The sequence below is a fragment of the uncultured Tateyamaria sp. genome (genome assembly GCF_947494755.1).
Lineage (GTDB): Bacteria > Pseudomonadota > Alphaproteobacteria > Rhodobacterales > Rhodobacteraceae > Tateyamaria.
In genome coordinates, this window is sequence record NZ_CANLVZ010000014.1 from 80,009 (window position 1) to 101,346 (window position 21,338).

The following is a 21,338-nucleotide window of genomic DNA, read 5'->3' on the forward strand; positions in this document are numbered from 1 at the left end:
GTGTCGTCTGCGGTTCTCTGTCAGAGTTTGCCAAGTGGGACTTTAAGCGCCATGTCGCCTGCGTCGTCCCTCGGGATCTGGCCCGCCCGCATGTTCACCTGAAGGGCGGGAATGATCAGGGACGGCATGGCGAGTTGGGCGTCACGTTCGGTTCGGAATTTGATGAAATCCTCGCGGGTTTTGCCCCCGCCGACGTGGATATTGTTTTCCCGTTCCTCTGCCACCGTCGTTTCCCAGGCGATGGCCCGACCGCCGGGGCCATAATCATGGCAGATGAAAAGACGCATCTCATCTGGCAGGCTGAGCACGCGCATTATGCTGTCATATAGCTGACCTGCGTCGCCACCCGGGAAATCCGCGCGCGCCGACCCCCCGTCGGGCATGAACAATGTATCTCCGACAAAGGCGGCGTCGCCCATGATATGTACCATGCACGCGGGGGTGTGTCCCGGGGTGTGCATCGCAGTGCAGGTCATCGCGCCGACCTGGTAGGTATCGCCATCCGTGAAAAGCGCATCGAACTGCGATCCATCCCGCTGAAATTCTGTACCCTCGTTGAACACTTTTCCGAACGTATCCTGAATTTCCGTTATCTTCGCGCCGATCCCGATTTGGCCGCCCAATGCTTGTTGAATATAGGGCGCGCCTGACAAATGGTCGGCGTGCACGTGGGTTTCGATGATCCAGTCAAGTCGCAGATCATGGGCTTTGATATGCGCGATCATCGCATCCGCCCCATCAAAGTTTAGCGCACCAGCTGCATAGTCAATGTCCATGACTGCGTCGATGACGGCACATCCGGGGCCGTTTGGCTCTTGCACGATGTAGGAAATGGTGTTGGAACGCTTGTCAAAAAAGGGGGTGACTGAGGGCTTGACCTTCATGGCTTCTCGTTCCTCTCCACCGGGCCGTTGTGCGCCACCCAGTCCGCGAATCCGTCACGCAGATGCGCCGCTTCAAAACCCATGTCCTGTAGTGTCGCTACGGTAAGCGCAGACCGCCAGCCCGATGCGCAATGGAACAGATATGTCTTGTTCGGCTGGCCAAACACATCCTTGAAATAGGGACTGTCAGGATCAACCCAAAACTCGATCATACCGCGCGGTGCGTGAACGGAGCCGGGGATGAAACCGGTGCGCTCACGTTCTCGGACATCGCGAATGTCGACGACCACCACATCTGGGTTGGACAGCATCGCGATGGCATCGCTGGTTTCCACTTCTTGAATTCGGGCGCGCGCGGCTGCGACCATCGTGGCAGCTGTTTGTTTTAAGGCCATCAGTTTCCTCACCCATATCCACGGGACAAAAAGAGTGTGTCACCCAGGACGCCTTGCTTCAAGGTTCGTCTTTAGGTCGTCCCGTCTGATTACAGGTTCTGATGTCTGCTCACCTAGGCTCGATCAACTTGGCATGGGCAGCGTCCTGTAAAACCATCAGAGATGAAAGTTGCCTTTCATCGCGTCTGATCGGATCACTCGCCACCCAATGTGTCGCGCAGCGAGCGAATTCTAAATTCCTCGCTTTCAAGTAAGATGCCCTGAATGTCGTCGAGACCCAGAGGAGTGGTATTCGATGCCAGATCGTCCGTCGAACGCGACTTTAACACCATGTTGGGTCGATCGATTGTTGTGTCTTGATCGGGAGAGGTCAAAGCCACCCGTTCTGCCTCCGAGGTCGGTTGTCTGCCTAAATCAGGTTGGGTGAAACCACTTGAAGCAACGCTCTCAGCAAGATCATCGAATCCGAGAGACATTAGGCGCTGTACGGTGTTGTCGATCAGCCCCTTGTCGAGGTCAGATAGTTTCATTGGATCAATACAATACATATTCTCAACAAATTCGATGTCTGTGGAATCACTGATAAGTCGTTTGAAAATTGATCGAAACAGCGCGTGCTTTTTCTCGTCGTCGCTTAACCTTGAGATATTTTCAAAGGCACCAGAGAAATCACCTCTGGTGCTCAGCGCAATTGCGAGTATCCTGATCAGAGGCTCTCGCAAACCGCTGTCTTGAAGTTCTGTAATGTATGACTCGATAAGCGTGATTGTATCTGTATCTATCGTATTTCCAGCTTGAAACTCGGCGCGAACATGACTTTCAAGAGCCGTTGCGGGTGTTTCGCCAATAGAAGATACATCAATTATTCCCTTGTTCTCGATTGAGTTCAATAGATGGATTATGTTCTTCTCTTTATACGTATCGGTCAGTTCAAGGCCTCTGTTGACAGCACTTGCAGCCTCTACCTCTCCAACGACCTGCAACCGATTTACAAATTTCGACCCTAGGTGCGTTTTCAAGTGCAATGGGAGTGCTGCAAACCCTCGCTGCGCACCCTCGACTACAGATTTCGAAAAACTAGCCGTATGTTTGGAGTCTAAGATCGCCCAAAAGGCCGCGATGTCGGAGCATTCCTCAAAGGATAGAAAAAAAGCAGTCTCACTATAGGTGCTTGAGCTCGGCTCCATAATCTCTGCCAACCAAAAGAGCTCAGGGTGTCGCGCAGCTATCGACGGGTACGTGTTAAGTAGTTGTCGAGCCTCTAATCCAAACCCATAGTAGAGATATGTTCTGATGGTTTGGATATTGTGATCGTCGCTCGACCCTGATGTACGTTCGAAGTCCGCAGAGCGTGTTTGCGATATTACTTCCGAGAGGGTCGCGCCCTCTTCCACCCATTTTTTTATTTCAAATTTATCGTCATCTAAGCAACGACCACTATACGCGTCAGATGCAATTACTGAGAGCTCATTTGCGGCTCTCCGTAGTATATTCTCTACATCTGATGTTTGAGTGATTTTATTGTCAGGATGTGCCGTCGTAATTTTGAAATTTGAATCTGCATTGTTCATTTTCTGGTTGCTATTTTTGTCTTCTTTTTGCGGCTTCATTTCGTCTGGATTGCCAATTGTGAAATTATACATTGTGATTGATGTATTATCGTTGGTACTTTTGGCGAAAAGATATTCTTCAAAGTTAGGGATTTGATAGCCATACGTAAGGAATTTCTCCCATGACGTATTCTCTGGCCCAACCGTCTCTTTTCTTGCCGCTTCGGTGTTCAACGAAGCAGAGTCGGCTTGGACTTCAGCTGGTAGGATTTCTAGGGAGTTAGGGTCTAACCTCTTTTCAGATTCGAAACTCTTCTCGAGAATGTCAAAAACCAAAAGATCACTTCTTGGGACATGGCGCACTACGCAGTCACATGACATCGTTACGACAAGTCTTGAGTCTTCAACCGAAACGTTGGATATGTGACGCTTGTCAATTCGGGCGAATATCTGTTCAATGTCAAATTCAGGCACCTGACCTGCAAAAAGGATCTCGAGCTTACGGCCCATGACAATTGTCGACCACTGCATATCAACCGCGTCGTATAATACGATCCTGGTAAATTCATCATGGGCGCCTGCGCGGATCGCTATAGGCGCACCATGAGCAGGCTGATGAAAAAGGAAAAATAGAACGGCAAGTCGCCATACCATCAAGCCGCCCTCTGTTTGGTGTCTTTCAGCGCATCTTCAAGTTCCGTAAATGTTGGCCGATGATGGATCGGGGCGTTTTGGCGACCTACCTCAATGCACGTGTTCGTGGCATGGTTGTATAGATTCGCGACAAGGACCTCACGAATGAGTTGATAGAATTGGGAATCTTCTTCCACGACGGCTTTCACTTTGGCGCTGAACGGGCCGACCAAGCCGTAGGCCAGAAAAACCCCGAGAAATGTACCCACGAGGGCCCCACCAATCAATTTTCCCAAGATTTCAGGCGGTTGGTCGATTGATGCCATCGTTTTGATCACACCCAACACAGCCGCGACAATGCCGAGTGCGGGTAGGCCATCTGCCACAGTTTGTAGCGCGTGGCTCGAATGCATCGAATGATGAAGGTTCGAACTAAGCCGCTTTTCCAGAACCTCTTCGACCTGATGTGGATCATCATAGTTCATTGATGCCGACCGAAGAGTGTCGCAGATTAGATTCACGGCTTCGGCATCGGCCGAGATTTTGGGGTAGTTGTTGAAGATCGCAGACTCGCTTGGGTTCTCGATATGTTCCTCTAGACCCACCGGGTTCTGTCGGGCGAGACGGATCAATTCAAAAAGCAGACATAGAAGCGCAGTATAGTCTTCGGCGATCCATTTGGGGCCCTTGAAGACTTTTCCAAGGTCCTTGATAGTATGCTTTATCTCCGACATGGAGTTGCTGATCAGAAAAGCGCCAACTGCCGCCCCGATGATCATCGTCATTTCAAATGGGAGTGACTTTAGAATAATCCCCATTTTCCCGCCAGCGGCCAGATATCCGCCAAATACCATTACGAATACGGTAATAATTCCAACTATGCCAATCATGTCTCGGCCCTTTCGATCTACAAATTGGAAGCGCGGGCATTTCGACCGGCAACAATCGCGCTGATGGAATACGCAGTTTCTGGATTGAGACCCGCCAAAAGCTTTGCGGCGGCTTCCGGCTGCATTCGGGCGAGAAATCCGGCGGCAAATTCAGGCTCCATCGTTTCAAAAAGAGCCGCGGCATCCTTGGGCTTCATATTCTCATAGACTGTTGTCAGTCGCAGAACGTCGTCTTCGGCTGTCGCTTCCGCTTGTGTGATCATCTGCCTCAGACGAGCCTCCGAGGCTTCGAGAACGCCTATGCGGCGCTCGACTTCTGCCTTGGTCGCCTTGAGGTTGTTCTCGCGCTGCGCAAGGGCGGCTTCCTGCCTTTCAACTTCTGCCTCTCGTTTCAGGAGAGCCTCTAGCAGCTGCGCGCTGCCACTCGAGGCATCTGCTTGTTTTGATGTGTCATTTTCCGTCGAAACGACATCTGTTTCCATTACGGACATCGTTGTCTGAGCGATGGCGGCCCCAGTATCAGTGCCAAAGCGCAAAAATGCCGAGCTGACCAACAGTGATGAAATGATCAGAGTAGAACCGGAAACACGCATGCTGTTTCTAACTTTAGACATTTTGCTCATCTGCTGCCTCCCACCGGTCGCCGAACGAACATGGGCTGATCCGGCTGCGGGACTTTGTCAGTCGATCGGACGGGTTGCGCTTTAGGTTCTGGTTTGTCCGGAATATCGTGAAGGGATGCGATTTGCAGCTCCAGCCGTTTCGAGGTTTGCGCAGCATTTTCCGCCACCTGTGTGAGCGTGTTGGCTGACTCTGTTGCGACATCTTGGGCAGCGGCGAGCATCTTGCTGAGGTCGTCCACCTGCGCAGACAGGACCGCGACGGCCCCGCCCACGCCTTTTTCAAGATCGTTGAACCGCTTCAGCCGTCGACCGAGAATGAAGCAGTAAAACCCTGCCCCTAGAGCGCCTGCCATAAGCAAGATATCAGATATCAAATCCATGATTTATCCCTCAATGCAGTACAAATTCCATGATCAGCAGGTCGTTCACGCGGCCCGGACCCGTGACAGCTTGAATGCGTCGTAACATTTGCGCTCGAATGCGAAACAGGGACGCCGAGTCTTCGATATCTCGCGCCTCAAGCGCACGAAGATATCCGTTTAGGATGTCGATAACGCGGGGCAATGCTGACCTGACTTCGTCAGCGTATTGATAAGGCGTCTCCAACTGGGCGCGAAATCTCAGGTGACGAGAGTGAGACGTGGGATCAAGCGATATGACGAGCGGATCCATCTCAACATATGCCACCTTCGGCAACGCATCCCCTTCACCTGACGATGCGGTCGCTTCAACCGCCGAGTCGGGGGCAAGAACCAGTCCGGCGAAAGTCGCGTAAAAGCTGCCTCCACCCGCCAAGATTGCGGCCAGCAAACCAATAATGATTGGCTTTTTCGATGCTTTTTCAGAGCTATCGGATTCTGCCGCAGCTGCGTCCGTCATGTTCATACCGTCTGCTATTTGTCGAAAACCGTTTTGGCACAGATCAACTAACCGATTGTTAAGGCTGATCGGTCATTGCTGTTACATCGCCACACAGAATGTGGGGCAGGACGGAGGAAATTGTGCAGCAATTGCTAAATGTCTGGTTCGGCTTGGATATACGGCGGCAAATCACGGTGGTGGTCGCGACACTGGCGGTCGTCTTGGCGGTACTTGCGATGTCGCGCATCGCAACGTCACCGTCCCTGACGCTCCTTTATGCTGGCCTGGAAAGCGGCCCTGCCGGGGATGTCGTGAGTGCCCTTGAGCAACGCGGCATCGCGTTCGAGGTGCGGGGTGGATCGATTTTTGTCGATAGTGCTGATCGCGATCAGTTGCGCATGACATTGGCCAGCGAAGGTCTGCCCACCAATAGCAGCCAAGGCTACGAGCTGCTCGATTCGCTGTCAGGTTTCGGAACGACATCGCAGATGTTTGACGCAGCCTATTGGCGCGCAAAAGAGGGTGAGTTGGCCCGAACAATTGCGTCTCAACCTCACATCGCCATGGCACGGGTTCACATCGCCTCAACTGGGTCAAATCCGTTTCAACGCAGCGTGACACCAACGGCGTCCGTGTCGGTAACCCCAAATGGATCGGGACTTACAACTGCTCAGGGCAAGGCCATTCGTTTTTTGGTATCGTCAGCGGTTGCCGGTTTGTCGTCTGACGACGTCGCTGTCATCGACGCGAATGGTAACCTGATTGGCGGTTCTGAAGACGTCGCACCGACCGGCGGTGCCGATGACAAAGCGCAAATGCTGCGCGAACGCGTCGAACGTCTGCTGGAGGCGCGCGTAGGTCCCGGCAACGCCATCGTCGAAGTCAGCGTCGACACGGTGACCGAGACCGAAGAAATTCGCGAGCGGCGGTTCGACCCGGATGGGCGCGTGGTGATCAGCACCGATACCGAAGAGCGGACAAGCAACTCGAACGAAGCTGGGAATGGTAATGTAACCGTAGCATCGAACCTACCTGATGGGGACGGTGCGGAAGGCGATAGCGCGTCTTCCGAAAACTCAGAAACACGCGAGCGGATTAACTACGAAGTGTCCGAAACAGAGCGGGCAGTGGTGCGTGCGGCTGGTGCGATCAAACGCGTGACGGTCGCCGTTTTGGTCAACGATGCGACTCAGGAAGGTGAAGGTGCGGGGCCTGAAACCATTCCGCGAGGTGAGGAAGAGATCGAAGCACTGCGCGAGTTGGTGGCGTCCGCAGTTGGGTTTGACGAGACGCGCGGTGACATCATTACAATTAAATCGATGGCCTTGCAGTCGGTTGCGCCTTTGGGCACGCAAGTCCACTCATCTTTTCTGGACAATTTCCACATCGACATCATGTCAGCGATCCAAATGGCCGTCCTGGCGGTTGTAGCTTTGGTCTTGGGGCTATTCGTGGTGCGACCCGTCTTGACGCGGACCCCAATTGCGCCCTTGAGTTTGCCACCGACAGAAGGTGAGGCATCAGGTGAACAACCCGCGCTTATGGGCGAGGTTGACGGCGCGTCGGATGGCTTTCTGAATATTCCGTTGGACTCAAACCTGGCTGCACCATCTGATTTGCCTGCTCTCAACTTTTCCGCTGAAGCGGGCGGTGCGCCGACCGCGTCGGCAGATCCCGTCGACCGGCTGCGCGCCATGATTGGTGATCGACAAGAAGAAACAGTCGAAATCCTGAGAAGCTGGCTTGAAGAAGAGGAGCGCGCTTGATGTCAGCAGCACACCTCTTTCAGGATTTTGGGACGATAAGACCGACCACCGCCAGCAAGTCGCTTTTGTCAGTTGAAGAAATCGAGGAACTCAAGCTGCAAGCGTTTGAGAACGGATATCAGGCTGGCTGGGAGGACGCGATAAAGGCGCAATCCAATACGCTGACGCATGTCTCCAGCGGTCTGGCTTCAAGTTTGCAGGCCGCGTCGTTTGAGTACCACGAATTGCGCGCGGCGATGACGGCGTCGGTTCAGACCATTATGACTCAAGTCACCCGCAAAATTCTCCCGCAGGCTGCGCAACAGAGTCTTGGCGCGCACATCCAGGACGTCATTTTGGATGCTGCACGAAAAAACCTGGATCGACCCATCGAACTCGCGATTGCGACGGCGAACGAAGAGGCTGTGCGTGCGGTCCTATCTGACAACGTACCGGCACCGTTCGAGGTTGTTGCTGATGATCTGATGGGTCCGACGCAGGTCGTATTACGTCTGGGCGACCGAGAGATTGAGGTGGATTTGGACAGGGTCGTTGCCGACATCACAAACGAAATTTCAACGTTCTTTGAAACGCAAATGCCACAGGTGACTGATGAATGATTTACCCAATACGCAAACACTGGCCTCCGACACGCACAACCCGTTCACGGCCGTCCCAATCGAGATCACCGTGTCGGTCGGTCGGGCCAGGCCCATGGTTCGCGACTTGGTTATGCTAGGGTCGAATGCGGTCCTGACCTTGGACAAACGCGTCGATGACCCGGTTGACCTTTTTGTCGGCAACAAGCTGATCGCCCGCGGAAAGCTGGAAGAGGCCGACGGTGATGACGATGGCCAGCTGGTCGTGAGACTGACTGAAATCATCGACCTTGGGTCGAGCATTTGATGCGATGAAGCTGCGTATCATTTTATTGGGGATTGTCTGCCTTCTCCCGACAGGGGCTTTGGCTCAAGATATCGCGATCTCACTTGGTGATGAGAATTCGTTAAGCGCCAGGACGTTGCAACTCATCGCTCTGATCACAGTGCTGAGCCTCGCGCCAGGGCTGGCCATAATGGTAACGTGCTTCCCCTTTCTGGTGACTGTGCTCTCCATTTTGAGACAGGCAATCGGGCTTCAGCAATCGCCCCCAAACATGTTGATCGTAAGTCTTGCGCTGTTTCTCACGTATTTCGTGATGGAGCCTGTCTTTATGCAGGCTTGGACCGATGGGCTTCAACCATTGACGAAAAACTTGATAGACGTGGAAACCGCATTTGCACGAACGATTGAACCCTTTCGCGGTTTCATGTCCGCGCGTCTGGATGCCGACACTTTTGGCGCTATGGCCGACCTCAGACCAGATACGCAAGGGCTTGAGCTATCACCAGATGCCCCGCTGTCGGTTTTGGTGCCCAGTTTCCTATTGTCCGAGATCGCGAGAGCGTTTCAGATCGGGTTTTTGATTTTTTTGCCATTCTTAATCATCGATTTGGTCGCAGCGGCCGTGCTGATGAGCATGGGGATGATGATGGTACCACCTGCAATCGTCTCGTTGCCGTTTAAACTTGCGTTCTTTGTTGTCGCAGATGGTTGGAGCCTTATTGCCGGTAGCTTGGTTCGCAGCTACTTTTGACGGGCGAAACGGCAAGGCCAAATGACACTATTTGGCGTCGTTTCAAGACAGCCGTATTGGATTTAAGAGTGTTGGCAAGTATCCAGAGAGTGGCTCCACACCTTGCATGTTCTCTTATCGCACTACGAATTCTGCATGCAAGGCGCCGGCTGCTTTGATACTCTTCAGAATGTCGATCATGTCGCGAGGCGCGACTCCAAGCGCATTCAGACCTGCAATGACCTCGGACAAAGACGCACCGTCTGGCACTTCGGCGAGGCTGGGCCCTTCTTCGTCCTCAATGTCGACCGTCGTCCGAGGAACCACAACGGTCTCGCCCTGCGCGAAGGGATTCGGTTGCACGGTGATAGGCTGTTCTTGGATACGTAAGGTGAGATTGCCTTGCGACACAGCAACCCGCGATATTCGCACATCATCGCCCATCACAATTGTACCCGACCTTTGATCCACGACCACACGGGCCTTTCGTTCAGGTTCAACTGCGATATTTTCAATGCGTCCCAAGGCATGTGCAACTGACCGCATACGGGTCCGAGGCACGTTCAGACTGACTGTGCCAGAATCCAGCATGGTCGCGACCTGCCGTCCAAAATCATTGTTAATCGCGCTTTCAATCCGAGCGGCAGTGGTAAAGTCGGCGTCGCGCAAGGCGAGCCGCATGTCCGTGAGGCTGCTGAGTTCAAAGTCGATCTCACGTTCCACACGAGCACCCGACGGAATCACGCCAGAGGTTGGAACGCCTTGTGTTACGCGTGCCCCATCACCTTCTGCCACTGCGCCGCCTGCGATAATGGTGCCTTGCGCCACCGCATATATTTCACCATCGGCGGCGTTCATGGGCGTCATAATCAGGGTTCCGCCTAACAGGCTTTTGGCATCACCAATTGCCGAAACCGTCACATCGATCTGAGATCCGCTCCTGGCAAATGGCGGCAGCGCGGATGTGACAAATACAGCTGCAACATTCTTCGGTCGAAATTGCTCGCCGGTAACATTGATCCCAAGACGTTCCAAAATGTTGGTCATGATGTCTTCGGTGAATGGCGCGTTGCGCAGTCCATCTCCGGTTCCATCAAGGCCTACCACCAGCCCATAGCCAACCAAGTCATTTCCACGAACGCCGTCGAACTCAACCAGATCCTTAATGCGCACGGAACTGGCATCAGCGACCTGAGCGCAGAAAAGAGTGATCAGAAAGAAAGAGAGCCACCTCATCGAACGAAGTTCACAAACGATAGATCTGACATGCGCGCGGTGACGGTATATAGACTTTGAAGTTGAAATTGGACTGCCTCCAGTTCAGTTGCTGTCTCGTAGGGATCTGCCTGCAACAAAGCGCCCTTCGCAAATTGCAGCGATGTTTGTTCAGTCGCGTTTCTGGCTCCAACCTCATCGATGCGTGCCTGCGCTGATCCAATCTTGGCACGCAAAGCGGTCATATCGGTTTGCGTGGAAAAGAGACTGCGGCCTGCCTCGGCGAGCAGTTCCTGACGATCTGTTGCGCTGAAAGAAAACGCGGCATCTCCAGTGATGGCGGCAAGTGCATACTGCTTGATGATGTCTTTGAATATCGGATCGTCGCCCTTGATCTGCACGGAAACCTTCTCGTTTTGGCCAATCCGCAGCGGAGCTATTTCGGTCGCGGAGCCAGTGTAGGCCGTCGCTACAAATCCAGCGGGATCATTGAACCAGATCTCTGCTGCGGTTCGCAGGTCCTGGGGCGTCGCTGCTCCGGCAGTCGCGGCGCGGAGACCGTCCAGAATGACTTCCGCATCTGCCATCGGCCGCTGATTCGTCGCATCACCAGCAAAGAGGCTGCGCCCACCCACACTGGTATTCAGTACGCCCACGATATTGGCCAGCTGAGATTCTGCATCATCGGAAAACTGGTCCAGAACCGAACCGGTCGCATTTGATGAAATCTTGAGCAGCGAGGTCCCAAAACTCTCACTGCTATCACTGACCCTTTCCAATGATAGCTGAATGGATTCAGCGTATTGCGCAGCCTCTGTGGTCGCCACGCGAAAACCCGACAGCGTCTTAAGATCTCGTTCGATGTCGCTCAGATAGCTGGTGTTGCCGGCGAGGACCGATTTCACGTCGCTGACTTGCCCGGTTGCCAACTCCTCGTTGAGGCGTGTCATGTTGGCCTTCAACGCGGCACCTTGGCGTTGAAGCATAAAAGTTTGGGCGAGGTCACCAAGGGAAAAACTGCTCATTGTCAAATCCTTAAGAGGGTGTCGAACATCTGATCGACCGTTTCAATGACACGCGCGTTGGCCGCATATGCCTGCTCGATGATCATCAGGTTTTGCAACTCGGCGTCGGTATCTACGCCATCGGCAAGTTCCAATTGGGTCAGCTCGTAAAACTGTGCCGAGGCGAAGCCGAGTTGCTGATCCTCTCGCAACCGATCCGCCCCGAGTTGCGAAGAAAAGCGCGCGGTCAGCTCGGGTGCCGTCAGCGGGGGCGACCCGAAACCGCCTGAGTTCACCACGCGAGATATCGTCAGTGCATCTGACAAGGCATTGAGAAGTATCGCATTTCCAGATGAACCAGCCGCGAGTGCCCCCAACCCATCGCGTATCCGCCAGACATCGCCGCCTTGCGTGGGGTCGACCAATTCATTGATCTCAATGCGATTGGCCAGTCCTGTCTCTTGTAATGGGTCAAGTGCCGCGCCACGGTCGGTGAACAGGCCGGGGTCAACTGCTGACAGCGTTGGATCGACGGCAGGATCTTGAAACCGTTCAATAATGTCTCGTGCAAGTGCATCGATCTTGATTTGTGCTTCAGGCGCGCGTTCGTCGCGAATTTCAAATTGAGCTCCGAGCGTACCGCCGTGAAGTCGCCCCAACTCCGAAGATGTGTTGAGTGCGAACCCGTTGATTGTCAGACCAGACAGCGTGCCATCGTCAATCGACATATATGGTGTAACGATATTGGCGGGCTCAAAACCGATTTCCACAGCGCGGCCATCCAATAGGATCGACCCACCCGTCGAATATAGAGCAACCGCACCGTGATCGCGATTTACCGTTCGCACTGGAACCATTTCGCTGACTTCGTCGATCAGTATCCTGCGTTGATCCTGCAACGCGGACGAATCCATATTCTGGTTGTTGGTCGCTGTGATCCGAACGTTCAGTGTTTCGATACTTTTGAGTGTGTCATTCAGGCGCGTAACTTGATCCGCGATGTTGCGATCCGCATCTGTGCGTTCTGATTGGATGCCATCCGCGACCAACTTGATGGCGCGGCCGAGGTCGCGTGCCCCATGTGCTGCGCTATCCAATCGCTCAAGGGCGTCCGGACGGCTGCTGGCCGTGATCAGCGCATTCTCGAAATCGGCCAGTCGCGCTGACAAAGATCCCGCTTGATCGGGCGTGCCCACCAGATCCTCAATCCGGTTGAAGTACGATGTCGTTTCGGATCGATAGCCGAATTCCGAACCGGCCAACCGTCGATCAGAGACGATCTGTGCGTCAACGTGGCGCTGAATTCCGTTGATCCTGACCCCACCGATGTCGCCGATGCTGTAGGATCCGATGGACAGGGTTCGGCGCGCGTATCCTGGAGTTGATGCGTTCGCGATATTGCTCGACACCAATTCAGAGGCGCGTCCGGCAGCCCGCAGCCCGGACATGGCGGAATTCAATGCGCTTGTGATCGTCATGGCAAGGTGTTCCGTTTCTGTTGGCGGGCCGCGAGAGCCCGCGGGTTAACGTTTGATGTTCGTCGTTTCCTGCAGCATCTCGTCCACGGTCTGGATCACTTTTGCATTCGAGGAGTACGCCCGCTGGGTCTGGATCATGGCGGTAAGTTCGCCCGCCACATCAACCGCGGATTCCTCACGCGCATAGGAGACGATGTCACCAGTGGGGCCGTCACCTGCATCCCAGAGAAAGAAGCTTCCGCTTTCAGGGGATGGCAAATACGTCTGCTGATCCAGAGCGACCATTCCATTGGGATTGGGCAAGTCCACCAAGGGGATCTGATAGATCGTCCGGTTGATCCCGGTGTCGAAGAACGCAGTGACAAAGCCGTTCGCATCGACCTCGACATTGGTCATGTTACCGACCGGTGAGCCGTCTTTGGAAATCGACACAGGCGCAAAGCTGTCGGAGAGCTGTGTGATCCCATCGCTGTCACCCAACTGTCCGATGTTGATTTCCAGAGGGCCACCTTCGGCTGCAATGACGATGTTGCCAGTTGCCGGATCATAGGCGCCCCCAATGGCCGCGGGTGTCATCGCAACCGATGCCAATGTACCGCCGGATGTCCGGCTGTCGTCGAACGTCAGAACGTATTCGCCAATGACCGCGCCGCCCAATGCCGAGTCAGACAGTTGCATCGTCCACTCGTTCGAAGAAGCAGACCCTGAGGCCGGCACAGTTGGGGTGAAACTGATGTTGATGTTTTCCGATGTGCCCAGGTTGTCAAAATACTCAACCGACAGGTTCTGGGTATCCCCTGGCGCGCCTGGATCCGTGTCGGTTGCGGGCAGGTTCAGCCCTAGTGACAGCTTGGTCGTCGGTTCGCCAGAAAACTGGTTCACGTTGATCTGTACAGGTTCGAGCCCATCGGCAGTATCACGTGGAAATGTCGGTATTGTCCCATCAGGCAGAGCGGGCCAACCCAACAGAACAAGCCCAGAGTCGGAGCGCAGATACCCTTCTGCATCCGTACGGAACGAGCCGGTCGTTGTCAGGTACATCTGACTGTCGCCGTTGCTGTTATTGATGTCGGTGGCCTGCGCCACCGGCAACATGCCTCGCCCTCTGACTGCAAGGTCGGTGGCGTTCGCGGTCGACACAAGCGACCCGCTTTGGTCAATCAGTCGGGACGTTGTCGCGCGCACCCCGCCTGCGGAGTATGAACCCGATCCCGACCCTGAGATAACCATGGAATGGAAATCAGTCTGGACACGCTTGTACCCATAGGTCGACGAGTTCGCGATATTGTCGGAGATGGACGCAAGACGCGTGGCATTCGATTGAAGCCCCGCAACACCTGCATTGAGCGACGAAGAAATTGTCATGGATACGCCTTTCTGCTGCATCGACTTGATGGTGCCACAGTTAGGCCTCTGCTCTTAACGTCAGGCTAACAGATAAAATCCAACCTATTCATTCGCGCAGCAAAATGATTTCCAGCCGGTCGTTCCGTACGGCCATGGTATTGGGGACGGCCGGTTCACGATCCGCATGGCCCGTCACACGCTGCATCCGGCCCGGCGCAACGCCGAATTGCTCAAGCAATTTTCGCATCTGCGTCGCTCGAGCCGCTGAGGATTGCCATGTCGAATTGTTCGCAACCACAATGGCTTGGGTCGGCACGTGGCCATTGATTGCGATGCCGTTGTCCACCGTCGCGGTCGACGCGGCAATCCATTCCGTCAGATCGATCAGCATTTGCGTGGGTGTTTCGGTGCCCGACTCAAATATCGCAGACCGTTCGCTTGCAAAGACCTCAATCACCAGGCCCTCGTCCGTCAACTCCGTCACGATATGCTGGAAATCATTGTCCATCAGCTTGGATTCGCCACCATGCCCGATCAGGCGGGCTTCGAGTGACTGAAACACCTCATCTTCGGCGGCTCTGTCCTCTCCGAGTTCACCACGCGCCTCACGGGCTTCGGTGGGGCGCTGCGAAGATGCACCTGTTCCGTTCTGAGGCAGCGTATTTTCGGAAAACACGCTGTCACCCCCAAAGCTGCCATCACCACCACCCGAAACGCGACTGATGGGGATTGTGGGCGAAAAGTAGTCGGCAATGCCTTTGCGCTGTTTTTCGGTCGTGGCATTCAAAAGCCACATCAGCATGAAGAACGCCATCATGGCCGTCACAAAGTCCGCATACGCGACTTTCCAGGCCCCGCCGTGGTGGCCACCACCCTGAATGACTTTCTTTCGCTTGATGATGATCGGTTGCGCGTTCGCCTGCACCGTCATGGCCCGTACCTCGGTTTTTCTCACCCGAGGAGTTTTGTAGAGCAGGGGCCTTACCCTTGGCTTAACACATCCAATTGTACGAAATGAAAGTCGGTGCTTGCATGGGTGCCGATTAAGGTCACAGATGAGCGCATGACCGCATCAACACATGACAGCCGATATTCGTGGACGCGGCTTGCGCTGACATTGACCATTGCGATGGTGGCGAATGCGGGCATGTGGGCGATCATTGTCATCATGCCTGCGGTTCAGGCCGAATTCGGGGTAAGCCGGGCAGACGCGAGCCTGCCTTACACGCTGACCATGATCGGGTTCGCGACGGGTAATTTCATCGTGGGCCGAGCGGTGGACCGATGGGGTGTCACGCCAGTGTTGGTTGTCTGCGCGTTGGGCATTGCGGGGGGATACGGGCTCGCGATGGCCGCAGGCTCGATCTGGGCGCTGTCCTTGGCACAACTGATCGTGGGCTTTGGAACGTCAGTCGGATTTGGCCCGCTGATTGCGGACATCTCGCATTGGTTCATGAAACGGCGCGGCATTGCGGTCGCGATTGCGGCAAGCGGAAACTACCTGTCAGGGGCGATCTGGCCACTGATCCTGGCGGGCGTGCTGGCCGAAGATGGATGGCGGGCCACTTACGCCGTTCTTGCGGCGGCGACGGTGTTGGTTGTTGTGCCTCTGGCTTTCGCGTTACGGCGGCAAGTCCCCGACAGTGCGCACCAAATGGCCGAGGCCGCGTCTTCGGCCAACGCGCGATCCGCAGGGCTGTCTCCGACAGCACTCGCCTGTCTGCTGGGCGTGGCAGGCGTCGGGTGCTGCGTGGCGATGTCGATGCCACAGGTGCATATCGTGAGTTACTGCGTTGATCTCGGCTATGGCCCGGCGGTGGGGGCAGAGATGCTGTCGTTGATGTTGGTGGGCGGCGTCGGATCGAGATTGATCTCGGGGTTGCTCGCGGACAAATTGGGCGGGGTGCGGACCTTGCTTTTGGGATCCATCGCGCAGGCCATTGCGCTTGCTCTTTACTTGCCATCGGATGCGCTGATCTCGCTCTATGTGGTGAGCCTGGTCTTTGGGCTAAGCCAAGGCGGGATCGTCCCAAGCTACGCGATCATCGTGCGCGAATACATGCCCGCACGAGAGGCTGGCGCGCGGGTCGGGTTCGTGCTGATGGCAACGATCATGGGCATGGCGCTCGGCGGTTGGATGTCGGGGTGGATTTACGACGTGACGGGCAGCTATCAAATGGCGTTCTGGAATGGGATCGTCTGGAACGGCGCGAACATCGCGATCATGCTGTGGCTGCTGTCACGCAGCCGAGCCCGAGGGGTCATGCAACCGGCGTGATCAGCCCGTAAGGCGGACGTGTCGTCCGCCCACTTCAGCCCTTGTCTGTGACATGACCGGTCATATGGGCGGTGCCGCGATCGCGCGCCAGAACCATCTGTTTCTGACGCTCGCGAAACCGGGCCTTGTCCGCATCCGATGTCTCATCCGCGCAATGATGACAGGCGACCCCTTGCTCAAATTCGGGCCGGTCCCGGTCCGCAGGCAGGATCGGGCGACGGCAGGCGTGACACAGCAGATGCGGACCAACGGCCAAGCCATGGCCGACACTGACGCGCCCATCAAAGACAAAGCATTCGCCCTGCCATGTGCTGTCGACCAGCGGGACTTCTTCGAGATATTTCAGAATGCCACCCTTGAGGTGATAGACATCCTCGACCCCCTGCCCAAGCAGGTAATTCGTCGATTTCTCACAGCGAATGCCACCCGTACAGAACATCGCGATCTTTTTGCCCTGAAACCGTTCCTTATTCGCCTCCCACCACGCCGGAAACTCCCCAAAGCTGGCAGTGGCCGGATCGACGGCGCCGTCAAAGGTCCCGATGGCGACCTCATAGTCGTTACGGGTGTCAATCACGGCCACATCATCGCGGCCAATCAGATCATTCCAATTTGCGGCCTCGACATAGTGACCCGTGCGAGCAGTGGGATCGACGTCGGGCTGACCCATGGTGACGATCTCACGCTTCAACCGCACCTTCATCTTGCCGAATGGGGCGGTGGGGCTGGTGCTCTCCTTCCACTCCAGATCGGCGCAACCGGGCAGCGCGCGGATATGGGCCAGCACGGCGTCAATGCCCGCGCGCGGCCCCGCGATGGTGCCGTTGATGCCTTCGGGGGCCAGCAACAGTGATCCGCGCACATCATTGGCAGTACAGAGCGCAACCAATGGCGGTTTGAGCGCCCCGATATCGGCAAACCGGGTGAAGTGATAAAGAGCAGCGATGGTGAACATATCTGCGAAATAGGGCAACGGGATACCCTTGTGCAAGGGGGCGAGGCGGTGCGACACTGGCCGGGCAGCACAGTGGAGAAGCCCATGACCCATGCCCTGATCGTGATCGATGTTCAGAACGACTTTTGCCCCGGCGGTGCGCTCGCCGTGCCTGAGGGTGATCTGATTGTCGGCGGGATCAATGCGCTGATGGACACAGCAGAGGCCGTGATACTGACGCAGGACTGGCACCCGGCAGGTCATTCATCATTCGCGTCCTCTCATCCGGGGCACGCAGCCTATGATATGATCGATATGTCCTATGGGCCGCAGGCGCTGTGGCCGGATCACTGCATCCAAGGCAGCCATGGGGCCGCGTTCCACCCCGACCTTAACGTCGAACGCGCACAGATGATCGTGCGCAAGGGATATCGCCCCGGCATCGACAGCTACTCGGCTTTTTTCGAAAACGATCACACGACGGCAACCGGGCTTGAGGGCTATCTGCGGACACGCGGGATCGACACGCTGACGCTTGTGGGGCTGGCCACGGACTTCTGTGTGAACTTTTCGGCGGTGGACGCCGCCAGGCTCGGGTTCGATGTGACGGTTCGGCTGGACCTGTGCCGCGCCATCGATCTGGATGGATCGCTCGCCACTGCGAAGGCAGGCATGAAGGACGCCGGGGTTACGTTAACGTGAGGCAGCTTGCAGCTTGCCCCGAACCTGAGGCACAACGTGTCAAGCCACCGACAAGGACACCGCAATGGTCGATATCGCCACCCGCGTCTGGAACCACAAATGGAAGATCGACCCGATTGTCCGATCCCTGATCGACACCGATTTTTACAAGCTGCTTATGTGCCAATCTGTGTTCCGCAACAAGCCGGATACCCAAGTCACATTCAGCCTGATCAACCGGTCCAAACATGTGCCGCTGGCCGACCTTATTGACGAGGGCGAGCTACGCGAACAACTCGATCACATCCGCTCACTGTCGCTCAGCCGGGGCGAAAGCACATGGATGCGCGGCAACACATTCTACGGCAAACGCCAGATGTTCACGCCCGAGTTCATGGACTGGTTCGAAACCCTACAACTGCCCGCCTATCACCTCGAACGACGCGGCGATCAGTATGAGTTGACGTTCGAAGGGTCCTGGCCCGAGGTCATGTTGTGGGAAATCCCTGCGCTTGCGGTGCTCATGGAATTGCGCGGCCGTGCCGTTCTGAACGAAATGGGCCGGTTCGAGCTGCAAGTGCTTTATGCGCGCGCCATGACCAAGCTGTGGGAAAAGATCGAAGTGCTGCGCGGCCATGAGGGGCTGCGGGTGGCTGATTTCGGGACGCGGCGGCGGCATTCCTTTCTGTGGCAGGACTGGTGCGTGCAGGCCATGGGCGAAGGGTTGGGCGAAGCCTTTGTGGGCACGTCAAACTGCCTGATCGCCAAGAACCGGGATGTGGCGGCCATCGGGACCAACGCCCATGAACTTCCGATGGTCTATTCCGCACTGGCCGAGGATGATGCTGCACTGGCTCAGGCCCCCTATGACGTCCTGAGCGATTGGCACGAGGAACATGATGGCAATCTGCGGGTGATCCTGCCCGACACTTACGGCACCCAAGGGTTTCTGGACAACGCCCCCGACTGGCTGGCGGGCTGGACCGGGATACGGATCGACAGTGGCGATCCGGCGACCGGCGCAGAAAACGCGATCAAGTGGTGGAAAACCCGCGGCGAAGACCCACGCGAAAAGCTGGTCATCTTCTCGGACGGGCTGGACGCCGCAAAGATCGTTGAGTTGCACAAACAATTCGCGGGCCGGGTCAAAGTGTCGTTCGGGTGGGGCACGATGCTGACCAATGATTTCAAAGGGCTGACCAAGGATGATCGGCTGGCACCATTCTCGTTGGTCTGCAAGGCGATCTCGGCCAACGGAAGGCCAACGGTCAAGCTGTCGGACAACCCCAACAAGGCGATGGGCCCGCAATCCGAAATCGAGCGGTACAAACGGGTCTTCCAGGTGGGCGCGCAAGAGGCGCAAGCCGTCGAGGTCTGAGCAGTCTTTGGCACAAACGCCTCTGGCTGCCTCAATTGTTTCGCAAAATTATACAATGGCCCAAAATTAACCACAATTGCGCGATATCTCGCCTTCAAAGAGCAGATAATTACGAAGAAGGACGGGCAATCGCGTCATGTATAGTTTTGTAAAAACAGGGATGTTCCTGAGCGCAGCGGCCTTGGCAGGGTGCGCTTCAGGCATAGAAGAGACATCGCGGCTGGATGTGTCTTTGATCGGATTTTCGGAACAGCGCGGGCCGTCAACCGCCCCTGCCGAAATTGGCGAAACCATTAACGTGACAACCGAAGCTGACGCGTTGAGCGCACTCGCTCAAACCCTCGTGCGCCGCTCGCAGGCACGGCACGGCGTGACCAGCGCCGCCCAAACGGATGGCCGCAACAAACTCGTCTCCGCGGATGCGTTGGTGCGCAATTTGCGTGCGATGAACGACCAGATGGACAGTGTCGAGGCAGCAGTGCACACCCACAATGCCCGCTTGAAAAACCTGGATATGGAACGAGACTTGGGCCTGATTTCGGAAGCTGACTATGCCGCACAGGCCGATAGCATCCGTCAAAGCCAGAACCGGATTGCCGCCGCACTGAGCGATACAATATCGAACACTGAAACGGTTCAAACCAACCTGCAGGATGCCTCTGACCGAGGTCATTCCGGGCTCCACTGGCACATGAGCGCAACAGCCCAACTGACACGCGAAGCCCAAGCGGCACGAGACGCTATTTTGCGGCGCTAGAGGCGTTGCGCCGCCCGGGCGCGCCGCCGTTCCCGCCAGACGATCATCAGCCCCCCGGTCGCGATCAGTAGCGCGCCGGGGAACAAGGCGTCCCACGGGGTTTCGTCAAAAAACAGCCAGCCCAATACAAAAGCCAGCGGAATGCCGAAATAGCGTAAGCGTCCGGTCTACCCGCTGATCCTCCCCCACTGAAGTGGTCCTTCGCTATGTTTAGGAAAACGGAGGAAACACATGGCAAACAAGCGACCAAAGCCGGAAGAGATTGTCACGAAGTTGCGGCAGGTTGAGGTTCTGACGGGGCAAGGGATGCCGCGTCTGGATGCGATCCGCCAGATTGGTGTGACTGAACAAACGTTCTACCGCTGGAAGAAGAAATACGGTGGAATGGGCACGGATCAATTGAAGGAACTGAAGCGTCTACAGAAAGAGAACGAGCGTTTGAGAAAGGCCGTATCGGATCTGACGCTGGACAAGCTGATCTTGGCGGAGGCCGCAAAGGGAAACTTCTAAGCCCCGCTCGTCGCCGAGCCTGCATTGATCGTGTTCGCGCTGAGCTGAATGTCTCGGAACGCCGCGCCTGCCGTGTTCTGAGACAACACCGATCTACGCAGCGCCGGATACCTGTTGGTCGCCCAGACGAAGAACGTTTGCTGGCCGATATGACAGCATTGACCCGGCAGTATGGCCGCTATGGCTATCGTCGGATCGCCGCGTTGCTGAGAGATGCTGGCTGGCATGTGAACAACAAACGTGTCGAAAGGCTATGGCGGCGGGAGGGGCTGAAAGTGCCAATGAAACAACCGAAGAAGGGGCGGCTTTGGCTGAATGCCGGATCATGTGTCCGGCTTCGGCCTGAACATCGCGACCATGTTTGGAGCTACGACTTCGTGCATTGCCGCACCGACGACGGGAAAGCGTTCCGCACGCTCAACATCATCGACGAGTACAGCCGCGAATGCCTGGCCATACGCGTGGATCGCAAGCTGAACTCGGGCAACGTCATCGATGTCTTGAGCGACCTGTTCATCTTGCGTGGCATCCCGTCGTTCAGATGGACCAAAGGCCGATCA

Annotated in this window: 22 protein-coding genes and 1 pseudogene; 9 read left to right on the forward strand and 14 right to left on the reverse strand. The window is 55.8% G+C overall.

Going from position 1 to position 21,338, the window contains the following annotated elements:
• Positions 1-20: 20 nt before the first annotated feature.
• The 7 genes from Q0908_RS16365 to Q0908_RS16395 all read right to left on the reverse strand — a co-directional run bounded on the left by Q0908_RS16365 (position 21) and on the right by Q0908_RS16395 (position 5,860).
• Entirely contained in the window at positions 21-884 is an 864-nt protein-coding gene (locus Q0908_RS16365) for an MBL fold metallo-hydrolase (protein WP_299286932.1), read from the reverse strand.
• Complete coding sequence (locus Q0908_RS16370) at positions 881-1,279, reverse strand: rhodanese-like domain-containing protein (protein ID WP_299286935.1); 399 nt, start codon at positions 1,277-1,279, stop codon at positions 881-883. Before Q0908_RS16370 ends, Q0908_RS16365 begins: the two co-directional genes overlap by 4 nt.
• 194 nt (positions 1,280-1,473) lie before the next feature.
• Positions 1,474-3,483 (reverse strand): hypothetical protein, encoded by a 2,010-nt coding sequence (locus Q0908_RS16375; protein ID WP_299286938.1) that lies wholly within the window; start codon positions 3,481-3,483, stop codon positions 1,474-1,476.
• Positions 3,483-4,352 (reverse strand): flagellar motor stator protein MotA, encoded by an 870-nt coding sequence (gene motA / locus Q0908_RS16380; protein WP_299286941.1) that lies wholly within the window; start codon positions 4,350-4,352, stop codon positions 3,483-3,485. The genes Q0908_RS16375 and motA overlap by 1 nt, the downstream gene beginning before the upstream one ends.
• Positions 4,353-4,369: 17 nt before the next feature.
• Positions 4,370-4,975, reverse strand: coding sequence for a hypothetical protein (locus Q0908_RS16385; RefSeq protein WP_299286944.1), 606 nt, complete (start codon positions 4,973-4,975; stop codon positions 4,370-4,372).
• Positions 4,972-5,355 (reverse strand): hypothetical protein, encoded by a 384-nt coding sequence (locus Q0908_RS16390; protein WP_299286947.1) that lies wholly within the window; start codon positions 5,353-5,355, stop codon positions 4,972-4,974. The genes Q0908_RS16385 and Q0908_RS16390 overlap by 4 nt, the downstream gene beginning before the upstream one ends.
• A 10-nt stretch (positions 5,356-5,365) precedes the next feature.
• Positions 5,366-5,860 (reverse strand): flagellar basal body-associated FliL family protein, encoded by a 495-nt coding sequence (locus Q0908_RS16395; protein ID WP_366869362.1) that lies wholly within the window; start codon positions 5,858-5,860, stop codon positions 5,366-5,368.
• Between the two features lie 116 nt (positions 5,861-5,976).
• On the opposite strand from Q0908_RS16395, the gene fliF reads away from it, so the two are divergent.
• From fliF to fliP, 4 genes are read left to right on the forward strand one after another with little or no spacing between them, the layout of a single operon-like run.
• Complete coding sequence (fliF, locus tag Q0908_RS16400; protein WP_299286950.1) at positions 5,977-7,602, forward strand: flagellar basal-body MS-ring/collar protein FliF; 1,626 nt, start codon at positions 5,977-5,979, stop codon at positions 7,600-7,602.
• The gene (locus tag Q0908_RS16405; RefSeq protein WP_299286952.1) at positions 7,602-8,201 is read left to right on the forward strand and encodes a hypothetical protein; all 600 of its coding nucleotides are present in this window, start codon (positions 7,602-7,604) and stop codon (positions 8,199-8,201) included. Before fliF ends, Q0908_RS16405 begins: the two co-directional genes overlap by 1 nt.
• On the forward strand, positions 8,194-8,487 hold the full coding sequence (locus tag Q0908_RS16410; protein WP_299286955.1) for a FliM/FliN family flagellar motor C-terminal domain-containing protein: 294 nt from the start codon (positions 8,194-8,196) through the stop codon (positions 8,485-8,487). Before Q0908_RS16405 ends, Q0908_RS16410 begins: the two co-directional genes overlap by 8 nt.
• A 4-nt stretch (positions 8,488-8,491) precedes the next feature.
• Positions 8,492-9,217 carry a flagellar type III secretion system pore protein FliP gene (gene fliP, locus Q0908_RS16415; protein ID WP_299286958.1) on the forward strand — a complete coding sequence of 242 codons (726 nt, stop codon included), beginning with the start codon at positions 8,492-8,494 and terminating at the stop codon, positions 9,215-9,217.
• Between the two features lie 114 nt (positions 9,218-9,331).
• On the opposite strand, the gene Q0908_RS16420 is transcribed toward fliP, so the two are convergent.
• From Q0908_RS16420 to Q0908_RS16440, 5 genes are all read right to left on the reverse strand, one after another.
• Positions 9,332-10,432, reverse strand: coding sequence for a flagellar basal body P-ring protein FlgI (locus tag Q0908_RS16420; protein ID WP_299286961.1), 1,101 nt, complete (start codon positions 10,430-10,432; stop codon positions 9,332-9,334).
• Positions 10,429-11,436, reverse strand: a complete 1,008-nt coding sequence (locus Q0908_RS16425; RefSeq protein ID WP_299286964.1) for a flagellin — start codon at positions 11,434-11,436, stop codon at positions 10,429-10,431. Before Q0908_RS16425 ends, Q0908_RS16420 begins: the two co-directional genes overlap by 4 nt.
• A 2-nt stretch (positions 11,437-11,438) precedes the next feature.
• Positions 11,439-12,893 (reverse strand): flagellar hook-associated protein FlgK, encoded by a 1,455-nt coding sequence (gene flgK / locus Q0908_RS16430; RefSeq protein WP_299286967.1) that lies wholly within the window; start codon positions 12,891-12,893, stop codon positions 11,439-11,441.
• Positions 12,894-12,938: 45 nt separating this feature from the next.
• Positions 12,939-14,258 (reverse strand): flagellar hook protein FlgE, encoded by a 1,320-nt coding sequence (locus Q0908_RS16435; protein WP_299286970.1) that lies wholly within the window; start codon positions 14,256-14,258, stop codon positions 12,939-12,941.
• An 88-nt stretch (positions 14,259-14,346) separates the two neighbouring features.
• Positions 14,347-15,171 carry a flagellar motor protein MotB gene (locus Q0908_RS16440; RefSeq protein ID WP_299286973.1) on the reverse strand — a complete coding sequence of 275 codons (825 nt, stop codon included), beginning with the start codon at positions 15,169-15,171 and terminating at the stop codon, positions 14,347-14,349.
• 132 nt (positions 15,172-15,303) lie between these two features.
• Between Q0908_RS16440 and Q0908_RS16445 the strand changes: the two genes are divergently transcribed.
• On the forward strand, positions 15,304-16,518 hold the full coding sequence (locus Q0908_RS16445; RefSeq protein WP_299286976.1) for an MFS transporter: 1,215 nt from the start codon (positions 15,304-15,306) through the stop codon (positions 16,516-16,518).
• A gap of 34 nt (positions 16,519-16,552) precedes the next feature.
• On the opposite strand, the gene Q0908_RS16450 is transcribed toward Q0908_RS16445, so the two are convergent.
• Positions 16,553-17,473: a rhodanese-related sulfurtransferase gene (locus Q0908_RS16450; RefSeq protein ID WP_299287041.1), complete on the reverse strand. Its 921-nt coding sequence runs from the start codon at positions 17,471-17,473 to the stop codon at positions 16,553-16,555.
• Positions 17,474-17,557: 84 nt separating this feature from the next.
• On the opposite strand from Q0908_RS16450, the gene pncA reads away from it, so the two are divergent.
• From pncA to Q0908_RS16465, 3 genes are all read left to right on the forward strand, one after another.
• Entirely contained in the window at positions 17,558-18,154 is a 597-nt protein-coding gene (gene pncA / locus Q0908_RS16455) for a bifunctional nicotinamidase/pyrazinamidase (RefSeq protein ID WP_299286979.1), read from the forward strand.
• A gap of 64 nt (positions 18,155-18,218) precedes the next feature.
• Positions 18,219-19,511, forward strand: a complete 1,293-nt coding sequence (gene pncB / locus Q0908_RS16460) for a nicotinate phosphoribosyltransferase (protein WP_299286982.1) — start codon at positions 18,219-18,221, stop codon at positions 19,509-19,511.
• A gap of 136 nt (positions 19,512-19,647) precedes the next feature.
• Positions 19,648-20,268 (forward strand): hypothetical protein, encoded by a 621-nt coding sequence (locus Q0908_RS16465; protein WP_299286985.1) that lies wholly within the window; start codon positions 19,648-19,650, stop codon positions 20,266-20,268.
• Here Q0908_RS16465 and Q0908_RS16470 read toward each other — a convergent pair.
• Positions 20,265-20,393 carry a hypothetical protein gene (locus Q0908_RS16470; RefSeq protein WP_299286988.1) on the reverse strand — a complete coding sequence of 43 codons (129 nt, stop codon included), beginning with the start codon at positions 20,391-20,393 and terminating at the stop codon, positions 20,265-20,267. The genes Q0908_RS16465 and Q0908_RS16470 overlap by 4 nt on opposite strands.
• Before the next feature lie 106 nt (positions 20,394-20,499).
• Here Q0908_RS16470 and Q0908_RS16475 point away from each other — a divergent pair.
• A pseudogene (locus tag Q0908_RS16475) lies at positions 20,500-21,314 on the forward strand (IS3 family transposase); the annotation flags it as partial.
• Positions 21,315-21,338 lie beyond the last annotated feature (24 nt).

Bases quoted from the DNA above. Each gene is read 5' to 3' on its own strand.
- Q0908_RS16365 (WP_299286932.1), bottom strand. From the start codon at position 884: ATGAAGGTCAAGCCCTCAGTCACCCCCTTTTTTGACAAGCGTTCCAAC.
- Q0908_RS16370 (WP_299286935.1), bottom strand. From the start codon at position 1,279: ATGGCCTTAAAACAAACAGCTGCCACGATGGTCGCAGCCGCGCGCGCC.
- Q0908_RS16375 (WP_299286938.1), bottom strand. From the start codon at position 3,483: ATGGTATGGCGACTTGCCGTTCTATTTTTCCTTTTTCATCAGCCTGCT.
- motA (WP_299286941.1), bottom strand. From the start codon at position 4,352: ATGATTGGCATAGTTGGAATTATTACCGTATTCGTAATGGTATTTGGC.
- Q0908_RS16385 (WP_299286944.1), bottom strand. From the start codon at position 4,975: ATGAGCAAAATGTCTAAAGTTAGAAACAGCATGCGTGTTTCCGGTTCT.
- Q0908_RS16390 (WP_299286947.1), bottom strand. From the start codon at position 5,355: ATGGATTTGATATCTGATATCTTGCTTATGGCAGGCGCTCTAGGGGCA.
- Q0908_RS16395 (WP_366869362.1), bottom strand. From the start codon at position 5,860: ATGAACATGACGGACGCAGCTGCGGCAGAATCCGATAGCTCTGAAAAA.
- Q0908_RS16405 (WP_299286952.1), top strand. From the start codon at position 7,602: ATGTCAGCAGCACACCTCTTTCAGGATTTTGGGACGATAAGACCGACC.
- Q0908_RS16410 (WP_299286955.1), top strand. From the start codon at position 8,194: ATGAATGATTTACCCAATACGCAAACACTGGCCTCCGACACGCACAAC.
- fliP (WP_299286958.1), top strand. From the start codon at position 8,492: ATGAAGCTGCGTATCATTTTATTGGGGATTGTCTGCCTTCTCCCGACA.
- Q0908_RS16420 (WP_299286961.1), bottom strand. From the start codon at position 10,432: ATGAGGTGGCTCTCTTTCTTTCTGATCACTCTTTTCTGCGCTCAGGTC.
- Q0908_RS16425 (WP_299286964.1), bottom strand. From the start codon at position 11,436: ATGAGCAGTTTTTCCCTTGGTGACCTCGCCCAAACTTTTATGCTTCAA.
- flgK (WP_299286967.1), bottom strand. From the start codon at position 12,893: ATGACGATCACAAGCGCATTGAATTCCGCCATGTCCGGGCTGCGGGCT.
- Q0908_RS16435 (WP_299286970.1), bottom strand. From the start codon at position 14,258: ATGACAATTTCTTCGTCGCTCAATGCAGGTGTTGCGGGGCTTCAATCG.
- Q0908_RS16440 (WP_299286973.1), bottom strand. From the start codon at position 15,171: ATGACGGTGCAGGCGAACGCGCAACCGATCATCATCAAGCGAAAGAAA.
- Q0908_RS16445 (WP_299286976.1), top strand. From the start codon at position 15,304: ATGACCGCATCAACACATGACAGCCGATATTCGTGGACGCGGCTTGCG.
- Q0908_RS16450 (WP_299287041.1), bottom strand. From the start codon at position 17,473: ATGTTCACCATCGCTGCTCTTTATCACTTCACCCGGTTTGCCGATATC.
- pncA (WP_299286979.1), top strand. From the start codon at position 17,558: ATGACCCATGCCCTGATCGTGATCGATGTTCAGAACGACTTTTGCCCC.
- pncB (WP_299286982.1), top strand. From the start codon at position 18,219: ATGGTCGATATCGCCACCCGCGTCTGGAACCACAAATGGAAGATCGAC.
- Q0908_RS16465 (WP_299286985.1), top strand. From the start codon at position 19,648: ATGTATAGTTTTGTAAAAACAGGGATGTTCCTGAGCGCAGCGGCCTTG.